The sequence below is a fragment of the Reichenbachiella sp. 5M10 genome (assembly GCF_002742335.1).
GTDB lineage: Bacteria > Bacteroidota > Bacteroidia > Cytophagales > Cyclobacteriaceae > Reichenbachiella.
Genome location: NZ_MDGR01000007.1, coordinates 4,496,792 through 4,513,569, shown reverse-complemented (window position 1 = coordinate 4,513,569; position 16,778 = coordinate 4,496,792). Strand labels below are relative to the sequence as shown.

Sequence of the window (16,778 nt, the reverse complement as noted above, 5' to 3'; positions counted from 1 at the left end):
AAGCATAGATAAATACTTTTGAAAACCCATAATTTCAAAATTCACCTATCTTTGCCAGTCGAAAATTAAAACGGCTTTAATACAAGCAAATGAAGAAAAAAGTGACCCTCGCCTTCGCGGCATTCGCATTACTCCTAAATCTAAGTTTTGAATCCTCCGCTCAATTGAGTGAAGAAGTAGTCAAAAAAACACCGGAATTGCCCGGCGAAATCGTACTGGATTTTGGATTCAACATGCTCACTGGCAAGCCTGACTACTGGAACCAAGTGCACTGGTGGAGGTCCAAGTCTGTTGCTCTTTATTTCATCAAGCCATTTGACCTCAGCAAGAAAGTTGAGTTTCGACCTGGTATAGGAGTTAGTCTCGAAAAAATTGGTTCTAAAAACGGCAACTTTTTGGGAGAGATGTACGAAGACGTCGACGATGATTGGGATTACAAAAAAGGGCAGTATGCTATCAACTATATAGAGATCCCTCTTGAGATGAGGTTCAACTTCATGGGCAATGACAAAAAAAGCAGCCCATACATTGGCCTAGGAGGGATGTTTGCCTACATTTTTGACTCTCACACCAAAGTCAAATACTCCGAGTCAGGAGACACCCGAAAAATCAAAGAAAAAGGTGATCTAGGTATGACAGATCTAAGAATTGGTCTTCAAGCTCGTATCGGTATGGGTAGTGTCAATGTGTTCTACAAGTACTACATGACTCCTATGTTTACCGACAAAGGACCTGTAGACACCCAAGACATCATGTATTCGACGGTTGGTATCTCAATCTCAGGTCTCTAAGCAAACCAATACAAAGCAGAAAAGCATATCAGCAACCCAATGACAAAACCTGCCAATACTTCGGCAGGTCGATGAGCATTGACTTGCAAGCGAGCGGTCATCACCAGTCCGGCAAGCACTACCACCGCCAATAGAGGGTAGATCAGTTCGCTCCCTGGCACTCTGTAACACAGCGCCAGCAGGTATCCGCACATCCCACTCATCCCTGCGGCATGAATACTGATCTTGAACCAAGACGTAACCACTGTCAAAACTAAAATCAAGACAGTCGTCGAAATAAATATCGTCGCAACCAAGTCATTGACCCCTACCTTGTAAATAAAGAGGTAAGTCGTCATCCCAAAAAACAAAGCGATAAAGGTGAATGGTACCAATCGCTCCTCTCGCTTGTCCATACGCAGGCTACTGATCGAGCCAGACACTCGCAATATCGATATACTAATCATCGGAATGATGAATGTCGTAATGAACAAAAACGGCAAAGACATCGCAGACAGAGGCTGTATCAATTGTGGAGAAAACAGAAACAGTATACAAAAGGTCATCGTCGGCACGAGCAACGGATGAAAAACTTGAGAAATCACTTGTCCAAAACTAACCTTCACTACAACTCCTTTCGTAATCTCGCCACGGGCAAGTTCAATTGTTCTCTATACTTTGCCACAGTTCTCCTCGCGATATTGTAGCCTTCTGCCTTGAGCAGCTTCTCCAACTTATCATCAGAGAGAGGTTTCGACTTGTCTTCGTCTTCAATGAATTTCCTCAGCTTTTCTTTGACCTCCCTGCTACTCACATCCTCTCCTGAATCCGTCGATATCCCTTCTGAGAAGAAGTACTTCAAAGGAAAAATCCCAAACTCCGTCTGAATGGCCTTGCTATTGGCTACTCTCGAAATCGTCGAAATATCCATCCCTATGATCTCAGCAATATCCTTCAGAATCATCGGTTTCAATTTGGTCTCATCACCATCCAAGAAGTAATCGTACTGGTACTTGATGATCGCATTCATAGTATTGAGCAAAGTCTGCTGACGTTGCTTCACTGCGTCAATAAACCACTTAGCAGCATCCAATTTTTGCTTGACGAAAGACACGGTCTCCTTCAGTTTCTTGTCCTTTTTATCACTCTTGTGGTAAGACTGAAACATGTCCGAGTACGAAGGACTCACTCTTAATTCAGGAGCATTCTTGGAGTTGAGTGTCAGTTCCAGTTTGCCATCGTCATTCGTCAAAATAAAGTCCGGCAGGAGATACTGAACCCTGACCAACCCATCTGTGGTTCCTCCGGGCTTCGGGTTGAGCTTGGTGATCGTGTGGATTGCCTCTTTGAGCTGCTCCTCATCAACTCCTAGCTTCTTTTCGATCTTGTCATAGTGCTTTTTGGTAAACTCCTCAAAGCATTGTGAAACAATTTTCTGTGCCAAGTCTACCTCGGCTCCATGGTTTTCTTTCTTATCCAGCTGGATGCACAAGCATTCTTTGAGTGAGCGAGCCGCGATCCCTGGAGGATCAAAAGACTGGATTTTGTACAGTACCGCCTCGACCTCATCTAGACTAGTTTCTATGTTTTGTGAGAATGCGAGATCATTCATGATAGCCTCTAGGTCTCTCCGAATGTAGCCATCCGCCTCTATACTACCAATAAGTTGGCGCCCGATGATTTCCTGTGTCTCGTCGAGCTTGAGAAAGCCCAACTGATCGATGAGCTGCTCTTGAAGGGAACTCCCAGAAGAGATCGGCATGTCGCGTTCTTCCTCGTTGTAGTTGCCATCCCCTTGCATTTTGTATCCCGCATAATCATCTTCATTGAGATAATCATCGACGTTCAGCTCGTCATTGGAAGTATCCTCTTTGCTCACCTCCTCACTTGTGCTTTCCTCAGACGACTCCTCTCTGCCCTCTTCGAGTGCGGGGTTCACCTCTAGCTCCTCCTTTATTCGCGCTTCCAACTCTGCTGTAGGCACCTGTAGCAATTTGATGAACTGTATCTGCTGCGGCGAAAGCTTCTGACCGAGGGATTGAATTAATCCGAGTTTCTGCATGAATATTTTGATAAATTAAACTTCACCAAATTTATTCTTTTTCAGAATAAAAGATGTGATGCCGCCAGAATTTGAACAAATGATTTTACGCACCAAGAACACTGCGCTACAAATCCATGTTAAAGAATCCAAAATCTACTTCACTAGCATGTCCTTGAGCTGCTGATCCAAAAGACGTATCCCCTCGTCGAACCCTACTGGGTCATAGCCCAACACGTCCTTGGCCTTGTCCAATATAAAACCCGTCTTAGGGGGACGCTTCGCTGGCTGTGAAAACATACTGCCATCGACTTTGGTAATGAGAGACTTATCCAGATCGAAGTAGTCACAGGTCTTCATAGCCATCTCATAAGGAGTCAATAGATCCTTGCCCGAAATATTAAAAACACCCTTGGCTCGATGTTTGGCTGCCAAATAACACCCCATCGCCAAATCTTCTGCCAAAGTCGGTGTCCGCCACTGATCATCTACTATTTTGAGCTCCTTGCCTTGGGTAAGGCTATCTCTGACCCACAAGATGATGTTGGATCGGCTCATGCCTGGAGTGACTCCATAGACTAGTACCGTACGCAAGATTGCCCAATCTCCTTTACTAGCTTTCACAATTTTTTCGGCTGCCAACTTGCTCTCTCCGTAGTAACTGACAGGGTTGGGTTCGTCACTTTCCACATAAGGGCCTCCCTCGCCATCGAAGATAAAATCCGTCGACAAATGCACTAAAAATGCACCCGTCACCTGCGCTGCATCTACAAGGTGCTGTACAGCATCCACATTGAGGCGATCACAAGCTTCGCGCTCAGTCTCGCATTGATCGACATTGGTCATCGCTGCTGTATGAATGATCACATCTGGAGTATGCCTAGACACTACCTCCATCACTTGGTCACGAACACGGATATCCATCTGATCGTATACAAACTCCTGCTCCATATACCCCAGTCTACTCTGAGTATGAGAAGTCGCAATGACCGTCTCTCCTTGGTCCAATAGCAATTGGACAAGTTTCTGACCGAGCAATCCATTCGCCCCAGTAATTAAAATTTTCATAGTAGATTTCTTTAGGTTGTGGTTTTGTAGGTTATTCGATTGTAAACTTAGAGAATTATTTTTCTATCTTCATTTTTGCAAAGCATTGATCTATTCGAAAAACCATATCCTCTGACAAACACTCTCTCTTCATGATGATAAACCAAACACCCCTCTCCCTCAAACCAAGCAAAACCCCTCTCCAATCCAGGTCACTTATGCTTTTGATCCTGACCCTCTTGATATCCACGATGGTCGAGGCTCAGTCATATGAACAAGAAGTGCTTGCTTTTCAGCAAAAACTCAATAGCGAATACAAAGATCCGAGCGAGTCCCCGCTCTCTAAAAAGGAGATCAGGAAATTTGACGGGCATGAATTCTTTCCTATTGACAAGGAGTTTCGAGTAGAAGCGAAATTCGTCCAAAACACCACTCCCCTCAGTATTGAAATGAAAACCTCGTCTAGTCGTCTCTCCGCGTACGACAAATATGGTACAGTGACTTTTGAACTGGAAGGGCAAGCTATCGAACTCACACTGTACCAAAGTCATCGCCTGCGGGTCATGGAAAAGTACAAAGACTACCTCTTTTTGCCGTTTACAGACCTGACCAATGGTGACGACTCCTATGGAGGCGGTCGCTACATTGACTTGAGTATACCTACAGGAGAACACATCATCATCGATTTCAACATGGCCTACAACCCCTACTGTGCTTATGCAGCAGGTTATTCGTGCCCCATTCCTCCAGCCGAAAACGACATCCCACTTCGAATCACGGCGGGAATCAAAACCCCCAAACACTAAACCAGTCGCCACCCATGCGCAAAGCAAAGCTCAGCGAGCCACAAATCACACAATACCTAGCAAGGATTCGTTCGCCACGAAACCAATCTCTATCTATCAACTATCTCAGACAGCTGCATCTCAATCACCTGCTCAACATTCCCTTCGAAAACCTCGATATCGGAATGCGCCAAGAGATCCTCTTGGACCCAAAACGATTATTCGACAAGATCGTCCTCCGGCGGAGGGGAGGCTTCTGTTATGAACTCAACGGCTTGTTTTACCAACTACTACAATCACTGGGCTTTGACGTACAGATGATAGCCGCTCGTGTCTACGACAAGACAGGCAGCCTTGGCCCAGCCCTAGATCACATGGCCCTGCTCGTCCATCTCAACCACAACGCCTATCTCTGTGACGTAGGTTTTGGTGACTCCTTTAGCTCCCCCAAAATCATGTATCCTGGAGAGATCCAAATGGACCTCAATCGCTACTTTAGAATAGACAAAGACGCAGATGGGCACTATACCCTATCCATGTCCGAGGATTCCGTCCTATTCGAAACGAAATACCTTTTTTCAAAAAAAGAATATCAATTGGTTGAATTCATTGACATGTGCCAGTACCATCAAAGCAGTCCCAAATCACATTTCACAAAAGGAAATGTCATCACACAAGCCCTCCCTACAGGACGCGTCACTCTCAGTGACACCAAGTTGGTGAGGCATCATCTCGGTGAACGCAGCGAGCAAAACATCCTCAACTCTGATGAGTTCTGCGTATTGCTCAATCAACATTTTGGGATAGTATGGGAGCGCAACCTTTCCTAAATCAATACAAGCTCTAGCTCCCCATTCTCCTCTAGCGTAGCGCCTGATACAACACTTCGACCGGATGAAGAGCGAGCTTTCCCGTCCCGTCTTTGATCTGATGACGACAGCTCGTACCCGGCGCAGCGATAATCGTCTCATCCTCTGCCTCCCGTACTGCGGGGAAAAGCACCAATTCTCCGATTTTCATCGAAGTGTCAAAGTGATCCGTCTCGTACCCAAACGATCCCGCCATACCACAGCATCCTGACTGAATCATCTCCACTTCGTAGTTTTCCGGAATAGACAAAGTCTCCTTGAGCGTCATGACAGACGATAGTGCCTTTTGGTGACAGTGCCCATGTACTTTGAGCTTCTTTTTCTCCATAGAAAAGAGCCCCTTGTCGATGTTTCCTCGCCTAAACTCTCGGGTGATAAACTCCTCGATCGTAAGACATGCATCTGCAATGTCTTGTGCTTTCCCTTTGAGCTCCACATCACACAAGTCAGGGTACTCGTCTCTTAGGGTCAGAATAGTCGAGGGTTCGATCCCCACCAGTGGACATTCTGTACTTACCTTGCCATGAAGCAAATGTACGTTCTTGTTGGCAACCTTCTTGGCCTTCCTTACCATCCCCTTTGAGATCAATGCACGGCCCGACTGATCGTGCTCTACTTCCATCACCTTGAAGCCCAATTCATCCAGAAGCTGGATAGCCGTGACACCAATTTCTGCATCGAGGTAGTTGGTAAACTCATCAAAGAACAGGTACAGAGCCTTGTCCGACTTCTGACTCTTAAGTTTAGTTTTGTTCCTCTTGTACCACGACTTCATCGTTAGCTTTGGCATCAGCGGCATGGAGCGCTCCTGATGTACTCCCATGATGCGCTTGCCGATTGTCCCAGTCACTGAGTTTTTGAATACCGCATTGTACGCCCATGGAGCGAGAGCAGCCATCTTCATGCTGAGCGCATATTCTCCCATCATACGCTTGGCTAGAGGCATCCCGTTGGCATCATAATATTGCTGCTCAAATTCCGCCTTGAGACGTGCCATATCTACATTGGACGGGCATTCAGACTTACAGCCTTTGCAGGATAGACACAGGTCCATCACTTCTTTGATCTGCTCACTATCAAACTTGTTGATTTTGTCCGAATGAGTCAGTACCTCTCTCAGGATATTGGCTCGCGCCCGTGTCGTATCTTTCTCGTTTCGAGTGGCCATAAAACTCGGACACATCGTCCCCCCACTGCCCGCAGATTTGCGACAATCGCCCGACCCGTTGCACAGCTCTGCAGAACGCAACACCCCCTGGTTTCTATCCCAATTGAAGTAAGTCTTGATCTCTGGATCTGGCTGATTCGGCTCATAGCGTAAAAATTCATCCATCTTTGCCGTCTCAGTGATTTTCCCTGGGTTAAAAATCGACTTGGGGTCCCACGCCTTCTTGATTTCTTTGATCAACGCATAGTTCTTCTCTCCTATTTGCTCCTTGATAAACTCCCCTCTGAGTCGTCCATCACCGTGCTCACCGCTGAGAGAGCCTTTGTACTTTTTGACCAATCGGGAAATTTCTTCAGCCACCACACGAAACATGCGATGCCCCTCTTCTGTCTTCATGTTCAGTACTGGTCGCAAGTGCAATTCACCCGACCCGGCATGCGCATAATGTACACAACTCAGGTTGTATTTTTCCAAGGTCTCATTGAACTCTCGAATGTACTCTGGCAAATCTTGCACATCAACGGCCGTATCTTCGATCACCGGTTGAGCTTTGGCATCCCCAGGGATGTTGGCCAATAGCCCGAGCCCTGCTTTTCTGAGTGTCCATATTTTTCCGATGTCTCCTCCTTTTAGCACCGGATAATGATAGCCTAAGCCCTCTTTCTTCAGTTCGGCGATCATCGCTTCACACTTCTGATTCAACGCACCATCACTCTCTGCCGCTAGTTCCACCACGAGTATCGCCCCTGGGTCTCCTTGCACAAAGAATCTATTCTTTTGCTGCTCAATATTCTCTTTGGTACACTGCAAAATGATGTCATCGATCAACTCACTAGCATGTGGTTCATACTTCAGCCCGACAAGATTGGCCAATAGCGACTCATGAATACTCTCGCAGTGGATACACACCAAGGCCTTGTCTTTGGGAGGCATGGCCCCTGCGTGTACTTTGAGTTCTGTGATGAACATCAATGTCCCTTCGGATCCCGCAATCAATTTGCAAAAGTTGAATGCCTCACCTGAAGGTTCGAAAGGCTGATTGATCGCCAGTAGATCTACTGCATACCCTGTGTTTCGCCGTGGGATACTTGGTTTAGGAAATTCCTTGGCAATCTCCGTCCTCACTTCGGCTGGTTGCAACAGCTCATTGACACGCCGATAGATAGAGCCCTCGAGAGTATCTTCTTCCATCTTAGACTCAAAATCCTGCAGGCTCATCTCTCCAAACGTCACCTCACTGCCATCTGACAAAAAGCCACTGACCTCCAACAAATGATCCCGAGCACTGCCATAGACCACAGAATTGGACCCGCAGGAGTTGTTGCCAACCATTCCTCCTATCATTGCACGATTGGCGGTCGAGGTCTCTGGTCCATAAAACATACCAAACGGCTTGAGGTGTCGATTGAGGTCATCACGAATCACCCCAGGCTGCACGCGGACCCAATTCTCCTCCACATTGACTTCCACTACTTCATGAAAATGCTTGGACACATCCACTACGATCCCGTTGCCTACAACCTGTCCTGCCAGAGAGGTTCCTGCTGTACGTGGAATCAAGGACGTCTCGTGCTCGTTGGCAAATTGAATCAAAAGTCTCAGGTCCTCCTTGTCCACAGGCATAGCCACCGCCAACGGCAATTCGCGATACGCCGAAGCATCCGTGGCATAGAGTGTACGTAGTGTTTCATCCAAAAACAAATCCCCTTTAAGCTGTTGTGCCAGCAATAGCAGTGCATTCTTCATGGTCGCAAAAATATGCTTTTAGCCCGAATCTCAACATTCTAAGCCTCCACAAAAATACACAGTCACGTCGATTTCAATTTTCCATAACTCTCCCCGCCCTATTCGATAGATAATTCTGAGAACCAACAGAGATAAAGATCATTTCACATGACTGTACTGGAAGGTTCAAGCATTTATTGTTAGCTTTAAAATTCAAGTCACACTTATATGAAAAGCAGCATTTCTATTCTACTTCTCCTCATGGTAACGATCAGTCTATGGGCTCAATGTCCCGAAGGACAATCAGACGGAGAGAACCTAGTCAAAAACTCAGATTTTTGTAAAGGGAACCAAGAGTTCCAGTCAGACTATCAGTACACCCGAGAGCCAGGAGGAGAATCCCTACTCCTCGGCGGGAGCTATGCCACAGTCACCAACCCACAATATGCACTCGGTCTATATCCTGCATGCAGAGACCACAGCTCCAACGGCGGCATCATGCTCGTATACAACGGGTCAGAGTCCCCCAATGACAATGCATGGAGTCAAACCGTCACTGACATCAGCCCAAACACTACCTACACTTTTAGTTTTTGGGTGGCTCCCTTGCTACGCTACTCTCCTGCGATCTTGGAGGTATATATCAATGACAAGGCAGAGGGAAAAAAGTTAGAACTAGATAGTGTCCTCTGTGAGTGGAGAAAATACACAGTCACTTGGAAATCGAGAAACAATACGGAAGTCAAACTAGCCATCCGAAACGTCAACACCGAATGCATCTCTGCGCACTTTGCTCTTGATGATGTCACATTCACAGCTTGCGAAGCAACCAACCTGAGTCACGAACTCTCCAATGCCCGAGAAGGACAAATTTTCCAGCTCAACAACATCTATTTCGAAACGGCCAAATACGTACTCAAACCCGCTTCTTACGAAGAACTAGACATGCTTTTGGAATTTTTGTGGCAACACCCCAAAGCCGAAATCGAAATCGCTGGGCATACGGACAATGTTGGCTCGCAAACCAACAATCAAATTCTCTCTGAAAACAGGGCCAAAGCTGTCGCCATGTATCTGGAAGACAAAGGGATTAAAAAATACCGCTTCACCGCAAAAGGATACGGAGAAGATGCCCCGATAGAAAGCAATACAACATCCGAAGGGAGGCAAAAGAATAGGAGAGTAGAGTTTAAAATATTAAAACTTTAGGTTCCTTTGTACATCTATAATATAGGATTTAAACTAACTAAAAAACTATGAAACAGATCAAATTGATTTTATCCGCGTTGCTCGTGATTCTCGTCATGGCTTCCAATGCACAGGCGCAAGCCACATTAAAGCAAATCATCAAAAAAGGCGAACTCCGCGTGGGCATAACCGGCAACCAGCCTCCATTTTCGATGAAATCAAAAAGCGGCAACTACATCGGGTATGAAATAGATCTAGCGACCATGCTTGCGCAGTCTCTCAACGTAGAGCTCAAGCTCGTCTTGATGGACTTCAACGATCTGATTCCTGCCTTGGAAGACGGAGAGGTTGACTTGGTCATGTCTGGGATGACTATCACCCCCGAGCGAAACATGCGTGTCGCTTTCGTAGGCCCATACATGGTCTCTGGAAAATCCATTTTGACCAAGTCCAAATTGCTATCTAAATCGGAATCTACCGAAGACATCAATATGAACCCCAAGATGCGCATCGCTGTACTCGCAGGCTCTACCAGCGAAATCTTCGCGAAAGCCTACATGACCAATGCAGACATCGCTCCTGTCAGCAGCTATGACGAAGCAATCGACATGCTACGCAACGACGTAGTGAAAGCCGTAGTAGCAGACTACCCGTTTACCTTGGTCTCTGCACTGAAGTATGGACACGAAGGCATCGTCTCCCTCGAAGAGCCACTGACCATCGAACCTATCGGTGCTGCTCTACCACAAGGCGACCCGTTGTTTCTAAACTTGGTACAGAACTACATGAACTCACTTCAACTTGCAGGCATCTTCGAAGAGCTCAACCAAAAATGGTTGGAGAACGGAATGTGGTTGCTACAAGTAGAATAAGCCTCTACAGACATCATCCACAAGCAAGCTATCAGTATTTCTATTGGTAGCTTGCTTTGTTTCAACCTCTCCTCATTCCATGAAAAAAGACGTCACACATCTCAAAAAATGGCAACAAAAAATCCATGAAGTCATCTTTGGATACGAGACGACCATGGGCAAACTTTTTGATGTGATCCTGCTGGTCATCATCCTCGCCAGTATCGTCGAAGTGATGCTAGAGAGCATCCACGAGATCGATGCAAAGTACGATCATGAGCTCAAGATTGTCGAATGGATTTTCACCCTTCTCTTTTCGTTAGAGTACATCGCGAGGATTGTCTCCTCACCCCAACCCATCAAGTACATCTTTAGTTTCATGGGTATCATCGACTTGCTCTCCTTGATTCCCACCTACCTCGGTATTTTCATCGACGGGACACGTGCACTTTCTGTGATTCGTGCAATTCGACTGATTCGAGTCTTTCGGGTATTGAAATTGACGCACTTTATGGGAGGAGCAGAGCAGCTCGGTTCCGCACTCTACAACAGCCGACACAAAATCATTGTTTTCCTCGGCACTGTGCTCTGTATCGTAGTGATCATCGGCACCATGATGTATATGATCGAAGGGGGACAAAACGGCTTCACGAGTATCCCCAAAAGTATCTACTGGTCGATCGTCACCATCACCACGGTAGGCTATGGCGACATAGCCCCTGTGACTCTCATGGGACAAACCCTGGCTTCCGCACTGATGATCATCGGCTATGCCATCCTAGCTGTACCGACAGGCATCGTCACCAATGAAATGATCCGTGGGGAGAAAAAAAGAAATGCTCTCACTTGCATACATTGTGGCACCAACAACCTGCCAACTCAATCCAACTACTGCCTCAACTGTGGCAATCATTTGTCTAGAAATAATATCCAAAGTTGATATTGAACCGGGTATGCCACTCTGCATCGGCATCCCCTACACTCAATGCACTCGTCCAGTCTGGACCTAGCCATGGATGGTTCTTGCCCATCGCCCAATCCACATAACTGTACATTTTGCCCATATTGACACCTACGCCTAGCACATTCATCACGGAATCCGAATAACCCTGCTCTGTCTTGTCTATATAGCCAAAATCATTGTAAAAATCCAAGGATGCGATAGGTCCCCACTCCAACGGCAAGCTATACATGAAGCCTATCGTATAGGATCTAGCCGCACTGGCCACCTCGTACTCCGCGCCATAGGCCGACATATAAACATAGTTGCTCTCTGGTCCTTTCGGCGACATGTGAAAATAGGTGGCTTGCAACTTGACATCAAATCGCCCAAAACGGCCGTGTACATGCAGTGCTCCTGCCGAATGTGTCCCTAGATCCCCTGTGGCTACTTCTTCGAGCTGTCCCAACTCCATGGAAGCACCCCATTCGATATTGGCCACTGTGTAGGTTAGCTTGAGGTTACCTTGGTTGACTTCATTTTGCGTCCCCGTGATGTCATAAGAATAACGTGAAAAATTGTCTGCAGGCATCTCGCTGTTCTTGTAAAACGCCGCTGCAAAGCCCCACTTATCCTTTTGATAAACATACTTGAGCCCCATGTCATAATCATCCTCTAGCCCGACGTAGTAATTGATATTGAAGAACCAGTTGTTGGAAGCATAGGTTTGGATACCAAATGGCACCTGATGTATCCCCACCAATACTTGAGAGTAATCATCAAACTGATACCCCATGTAAGCATGATGGATCAATATCCCTCCATAGGCCTGACTGTAAAAGCGAATTTGACCCGATGCGATGACATTTTTGTAATTGGCATCCACATCAAAGCGCACCATATCGTAAGCCAATTCTCCCCCGGTCTTCTTGTTCTGGTCCACCCAAGATTTGACAAAATAATTGGCACGAATCGCTCCACCAATCTTCAGTTCATAGTCCTTCTTGTCCTGTCCAAACAACGTGAGTGAGACAAGAAAAAAAGGTAATAGTAGCGTTTTTTTCATCCGTCCTAAAAGTAGAATATAAGCAAGGTGATTAACATCCAAGCAAACAACAACACGGGCCAATAGGATATCTTGACCAAAAGGTTGTCCTCATAATGTAAGAACTTGTACTTGTCCGTTTTGGTAAATGTCACCACGTTGATTGCCAACAAAGCCATGATCACGTACATCGTCAGATAAAACGTCTCAATATAAGTCAACTCAGGCGTAGTAAGCCTTCTTCTCAAATCGATATGAGCCACCAACAGCACAAAGAAAAAACCTGCACAACTCTGTACCACTCCCATCATGCTCACTCCAGATTTATCTTCCTTGTTGTTGGTCGTGCTATAAAAAATTAAGAATATCATCGAAGACACCACCAAGATCGGAATGATATTGGTCACCATCACGTTGAGCAATCTGCGTTTCAGACTGACGCTGAAATTCATGATGGGGTAGGAGTTGAGTCCAGAGTATTTCTTGTGGCCAAATCGTTTGTTAAAATTGACAATATCGAAAGAAAACCGCGATGCGATGAGTTCAAAATCCCTAAAGTAAATTTCCTGATTGATCCCTGGCATGCTGTACGGCGACAGCTCCATGTACTCGTCCACATCTGGTACCAAGATGATCCCCGAGTCCACATCCGGATACATGACTTCTATGTTGATGTCTTGTGCATCAAAGGGGTATTTCGAGTAGTCCAAGGGCATTTTGATGTTTAATCGAAAATTCCAAGTGTGCCTATCGTACTTCTTGGTCCTTTTCACCCCGGTCTTCTCGATTTTTTTGAGTCCAGTCAGCGCCTCTTGTGGAAACCTAAACCCAGGCTCATAAAACCTACTCAACTGCTTGGGCCATTTTTGCCAAAGTTCGCCACGAATACTAATCGTATATGCATCTAGAAACTGAAATTCCTCCAAGAAAATACCAGTTTCTACAGGGATAAAATTACTAAGCCCCAATTGCCTATTCTTATGGCTTTCCTTTCTGATAAAAGACTCCAACTGCGTCCGTCCTTCGATGACGATTTCTTTGCCTTTTGTATTCGCAAAGTTCATCTTGAAATTGATGCTCCACATCACGACAATATTGATGACAATCAATAGTGACAAAACAATCGACGACAACCATAGCTTTTTCGCCGTACTATGATCGATTTTCATCAAAATCAAAAACAGCATGAAAAGCAGCACGGAAGTACTCAAACATATCCATACGATTTTTTGCTGTAATTTGTAAGGGTTGCCCAATAGCTCCGCCGTATTGAACACTATGATGGGCTTCCACCCCGAGTGCTCAATCGTAGAAAAAAACGCATACCCCCCAAGGCCTGAATCACGAGTAAAAGACAAATACCCACTGTGCTGCTCAAGTACACTATCAATATCTTCATCGATGGAGAGCTCCTCAGCGATATCCTCTATCGTCTGCTCGAGTATGTACTCAGGAAATGGGTGAGCGATGAATCGTCCTTTGGTCGATACCAGCATCCCAGTGCCCGCTTTGAGTAGCACCAGTGAATCAATCTTATTGTCGATTTTTTTCAAATCCAAAGTCATCGAAACTACTCCTCTCGGCCTAGGGTTTCCCTTGGCATAAAAAGGCACTCCATAATCTGCTACCACCAAGTTGGCAGCTGTTGCCATGTATGGCTGTGTCCAATTTGGACCAGCCTTGACCAAAGGATCTACAAACCATTCGTTGGACACAACAGAATCTATGGTGTAATCGTACCGGTCTTGAAGAGTTATGAGGTGTCCCTTTTTTTTATCATAAAAGGGTGCGAACAACTCCGTCTCTTCATCAAACCCATATTTGTCATAGGCTACCGTCACTCCTTGGAGGTAATAATTCGTTCGGCTTTCTCTAGTCACCAACTCCTCTACTTCTTCCTTGGTCAATTCTTGAGAAGCCAAAATTTCGACAATCTCGTTGGCACGTGCCACGATATCTCCCAAGACTTCATCCAACTCAGATTTGACCTCTTCAATGGCTTCCGTCCCTTCTCTCATACTTACCTCTTTGCGATTGGAGGTATAGGTGTGATAATCGTAGACGAAGTAAAGAGTCAACAATAGAAAAAAACCCGCAACAGGTATTAAGTACTTCTTCTGGACAAACTTCATATTATTCTAGTTGTAAAAAGTAGCCAACGAAATGATCAACCACGACCCCAACAATAGAGGCCAGTAAGCCAATTTGACAATCAAGTTGTCTTCGTATTGCAATATCCTGTTGTCCTTGGTTTGTGCAAATGCCACGACATTGACTGCCAACAAACCAATCATGATGTACATCGTGAAATAAAAGGTCTCCATGTAGGAGATTTCTGGTGTAGACAATCTTCTCCTCAAATCAATATGCGCCACGAGTAGCACGAAGAAAAAACCCGCACAACTCTGTACCACTCCCATCATGCTTACGCCCGTATTGCTATCCTTACGCTTCGAGTTACTATAGAAAATCAAAAAGATCATCGAAGCTACCACAAAGATCGGGATGATGTTGATCACAAAAGCATTGAGGAATCTACGTTTGAGCTGCACGTTAAACTCCATCACAGGGTACTCCTCATCCCCGTTGTACATGGTGTTGCCAAATACGGTCTGATAATTCAGCCTCTCAAAAGAGAAAAACGTGGATTGCAGCTCTGCCTTTGGGAAATATATCTCCTTGTTGATCCCAGGGTAGGCGGACGGGTTCAGTACCTTGTATCCTTCCAAATCAGGAATCAGCCAAATGTTGGATTGAAAATCCGGGTAAGCCAGCTCAATATTAACATCCCGCGAATCAAAGGGGTACTTGTTGTACTTTAGGGCCAACTTGATCGTCGTGCTAAACTGCCAGAGGTAATAATTTTCCCCCATTTCCTCATTGGCAATTTTCGAAATCAAAGTCTTCTTTGTTCCCCAAATCGGAGACTCCTGAACGAATTGAAAATCCGGAACAAACTCCTCATCTAAGCCCATAGGCCACTTCTGCCATACACGCCCCTTGACACTCAAACTATAAGAATCCCTAATAGCCATCTCCTCGATAAACACCCCCGTATTGATCGTCATGTATGGATCATAGCCCAATTGCAAAAGGCGCGTATTTTCGTCTAGTACATAGCGAAACAACTCCGTTTGATTCATAATTTTGACCGAGTGATTCTGTTCTGCAGCATAGCCCTTCTTAATATTGAGCCACCAGATAACTCCTATGTTGGCGAGGATCAGCACGGCTGTGAGAGAAGACATGATCCATAGCTTTCTATTGGTCGTGGTAGAGATTCGAATCAGTACCGCTACCCATCCCAAGATGAGCAAGGTGGTCGCCAAGGCAATGTTTACAATTTTATTACCCATCTTGACAGGGCTGCCGAGCAGGTCATTGGTTGCAAAGACCACCATACATTTCCACTGGGTCGAAGGAATCGTCTGAAAAAACAAATAAGAATCTGTATTGGTATAGATACTCTTGTATTCCATATACCCCTCCTTCTCACCAAGGATACGGTCTGAGGTTTCTTTGATATCAAACGCTTCGCCGATATCTTGCAGACTGACATTGAGAATGAATTTCGGTGTAGGGTGTGCGATGATGGTTCCTTGTTTGGAAGCCAAAAACGAGTACCCTGTCGTACCTATCGAGATAGAATTGAGCGCATCCTTTAGGCTTTCAAGTGCGATAGTCAACGTCACCGTCCCTTTCACCACCCTCTCCCCGTCGACAGTCGCATAGATGGGTACACCATAGTCTGATACGATCTGCTGTGCTCCTTGCGCAAAATAGGGTTCTGACCAAGCGGGCTTTTGAGATTCGACGACTTTCGTATACCATAGTGCCGTATTCAATGTAGAGTCTGTATAGTTGTAGACATCCGCAATGTCTATCAACGAACGTTGACGCTTGTCATAGTACGGAGCAAATAGCTCCAACGAATCGTCAAACATATACGGTTGATATGCCACGGTGATCCCGAGGATGAAGTCAAACTGCTGACTTTCTGCTTCGATCACCCCAATCAGCTGATCCCTAGTCAGGTCATAGGTCTCCAATACTTCCCCTAATTCATGTGTGACTTTGATGACGTCTTGCAACACTGAGTCCAATGCCAACGTAATGTGCTCATTGGATTCAAATCCAATTTTCACACTGGCCTCCTCTCTACTTTGCGTATACAAGTAGAGGTCTGCAACCAACCAAGAAACAAGAATGAGAGAAAATACCGCTACGAGGATGTAAGTACTTCTTTGAAAGATAACGTTAGACATTGGCCGCTGTTGATTGAAAATGACTGTGCAAATTGCTGTCCTCTCCACCCAAACTTAAATGCTCGATAATCTGTGAGGACAAGG

The 16,778-nt window shown here is 45.6% G+C and carries 13 protein-coding genes; 6 read left to right on the top strand and 7 right to left on the bottom strand.

Translation table 11 applies throughout. The features are described 5' to 3' along the window. Positions 1-89 precede the first annotated feature (89 nt). On the top strand, positions 90-791 hold the full coding sequence (locus tag BFP72_RS18415; RefSeq protein ID WP_099600545.1) for an outer membrane beta-barrel protein: 702 nt from the start codon (positions 90-92) through the stop codon (positions 789-791). Here the strand turns inward: BFP72_RS18415 and BFP72_RS18410 are convergent. The 3 genes from BFP72_RS18410 to BFP72_RS18400 form a co-directional block, all read right to left on the bottom strand. Next, complete coding sequence (locus tag BFP72_RS18410; RefSeq protein WP_099600544.1) at positions 788-1,396, bottom strand: phosphatase PAP2 family protein; 609 nt, start codon at positions 1,394-1,396, stop codon at positions 788-790. The two genes, BFP72_RS18415 and BFP72_RS18410, sit on opposite strands and share 4 nt — an antisense overlap. Then, on the bottom strand, positions 1,396-2,832 hold the full coding sequence (rpoN, locus tag BFP72_RS18405) for an RNA polymerase factor sigma-54 (protein WP_099600543.1): 1,437 nt from the start codon (positions 2,830-2,832) through the stop codon (positions 1,396-1,398). The genes BFP72_RS18410 and rpoN overlap by 1 nt, the downstream gene beginning before the upstream one ends. 135 nt (positions 2,833-2,967) lie before the next feature. Then, positions 2,968-3,879: an SDR family oxidoreductase gene (locus BFP72_RS18400; protein WP_099600542.1), complete on the bottom strand. Its 912-nt coding sequence runs from the start codon at positions 3,877-3,879 to the stop codon at positions 2,968-2,970. 131 nt (positions 3,880-4,010) lie between these two features. On the opposite strand from BFP72_RS18400, the gene BFP72_RS18395 reads away from it, so the two are divergent. After that, positions 4,011-4,664, top strand: a complete 654-nt coding sequence (locus BFP72_RS18395; protein WP_255397253.1) for a DUF1684 domain-containing protein — start codon at positions 4,011-4,013, stop codon at positions 4,662-4,664. 14 nt (positions 4,665-4,678) lie between these two features. Further along, entirely contained in the window at positions 4,679-5,473 is a 795-nt protein-coding gene (locus BFP72_RS18390; RefSeq protein ID WP_099600540.1) for an arylamine N-acetyltransferase, read from the top strand. 31 nt (positions 5,474-5,504) lie between these two features. On the opposite strand, the gene BFP72_RS18385 is transcribed toward BFP72_RS18390, so the two are convergent. Beyond that, positions 5,505-8,426, bottom strand: coding sequence for an FAD-binding and (Fe-S)-binding domain-containing protein (locus BFP72_RS18385; RefSeq protein WP_099600539.1), 2,922 nt, complete (start codon positions 8,424-8,426; stop codon positions 5,505-5,507). A 207-nt stretch (positions 8,427-8,633) separates the two neighbouring features. Between BFP72_RS18385 and BFP72_RS18380 the strand changes: the two genes are divergently transcribed. From BFP72_RS18380 to BFP72_RS18370, 3 genes are all read left to right on the top strand, one after another. Then, positions 8,634-9,614, top strand: a complete 981-nt coding sequence (locus BFP72_RS18380) for an OmpA family protein (RefSeq protein ID WP_099600538.1) — start codon at positions 8,634-8,636, stop codon at positions 9,612-9,614. 47 nt (positions 9,615-9,661) lie between these two features. Continuing rightward, a complete protein-coding gene (locus BFP72_RS18375) occupies positions 9,662-10,465 on the top strand; it encodes a transporter substrate-binding domain-containing protein (RefSeq protein ID WP_099600537.1) in 804 nt (267 codons plus the stop codon). Between the two features lie 79 nt (positions 10,466-10,544). Then, on the top strand, positions 10,545-11,384 hold the full coding sequence (locus BFP72_RS18370; RefSeq protein WP_099600536.1) for an ion transporter: 840 nt from the start codon (positions 10,545-10,547) through the stop codon (positions 11,382-11,384). Here BFP72_RS18370 and BFP72_RS18365 read toward each other — a convergent pair. From BFP72_RS18365 to BFP72_RS18355, 3 genes are read right to left on the bottom strand one after another with little or no spacing between them, the layout of a single operon-like run. Further along, positions 11,362-12,450, bottom strand: a complete 1,089-nt coding sequence (locus BFP72_RS18365) for a porin (protein WP_099600535.1) — start codon at positions 12,448-12,450, stop codon at positions 11,362-11,364. The genes BFP72_RS18370 and BFP72_RS18365 overlap by 23 nt on opposite strands. A gap of 5 nt (positions 12,451-12,455) precedes the next feature. Further along, positions 12,456-14,561 carry a hypothetical protein gene (locus BFP72_RS18360; protein ID WP_099600534.1) on the bottom strand — a complete coding sequence of 702 codons (2,106 nt, stop codon included), beginning with the start codon at positions 14,559-14,561 and terminating at the stop codon, positions 12,456-12,458. A gap of 6 nt (positions 14,562-14,567) precedes the next feature. After that, positions 14,568-16,694, bottom strand: a complete 2,127-nt coding sequence (locus BFP72_RS18355) for a cache domain-containing protein (RefSeq protein ID WP_099600533.1) — start codon at positions 16,692-16,694, stop codon at positions 14,568-14,570. Positions 16,695-16,778 lie beyond the last annotated feature (84 nt).

What these genes read in the sequence shown, in the direction of transcription:
- BFP72_RS18415 (WP_099600545.1), top strand. Translation starts at nt 90, where the DNA reads ATGAAGAAAAAAGTGACCCTCGCCTTCGCGGCATTCGCATTACTCCTA.
- rpoN (WP_099600543.1), bottom strand. Translation starts at nt 2,832, where the DNA reads ATGCAGAAACTCGGATTAATTCAATCCCTCGGTCAGAAGCTTTCGCCG.
- BFP72_RS18400 (WP_099600542.1), bottom strand. Translation starts at nt 3,879, where the DNA reads ATGAAAATTTTAATTACTGGGGCGAATGGATTGCTCGGTCAGAAACTT.
- BFP72_RS18395 (WP_255397253.1), top strand. Translation starts at nt 4,011, where the DNA reads ATGATGATAAACCAAACACCCCTCTCCCTCAAACCAAGCAAAACCCCT.
- BFP72_RS18390 (WP_099600540.1), top strand. Translation starts at nt 4,679, where the DNA reads ATGCGCAAAGCAAAGCTCAGCGAGCCACAAATCACACAATACCTAGCA.
- BFP72_RS18385 (WP_099600539.1), bottom strand. Translation starts at nt 8,426, where the DNA reads ATGAAGAATGCACTGCTATTGCTGGCACAACAGCTTAAAGGGGATTTG.
- BFP72_RS18380 (WP_099600538.1), top strand. Translation starts at nt 8,634, where the DNA reads ATGAAAAGCAGCATTTCTATTCTACTTCTCCTCATGGTAACGATCAGT.
- BFP72_RS18375 (WP_099600537.1), top strand. Translation starts at nt 9,662, where the DNA reads ATGAAACAGATCAAATTGATTTTATCCGCGTTGCTCGTGATTCTCGTC.
- BFP72_RS18370 (WP_099600536.1), top strand. Translation starts at nt 10,545, where the DNA reads ATGAAAAAAGACGTCACACATCTCAAAAAATGGCAACAAAAAATCCAT.
- BFP72_RS18365 (WP_099600535.1), bottom strand. Translation starts at nt 12,450, where the DNA reads ATGAAAAAAACGCTACTATTACCTTTTTTTCTTGTCTCACTCACGTTG.
- BFP72_RS18360 (WP_099600534.1), bottom strand. Translation starts at nt 14,561, where the DNA reads ATGAAGTTTGTCCAGAAGAAGTACTTAATACCTGTTGCGGGTTTTTTT.
- BFP72_RS18355 (WP_099600533.1), bottom strand. Translation starts at nt 16,694, where the DNA reads ATGTCTAACGTTATCTTTCAAAGAAGTACTTACATCCTCGTAGCGGTA.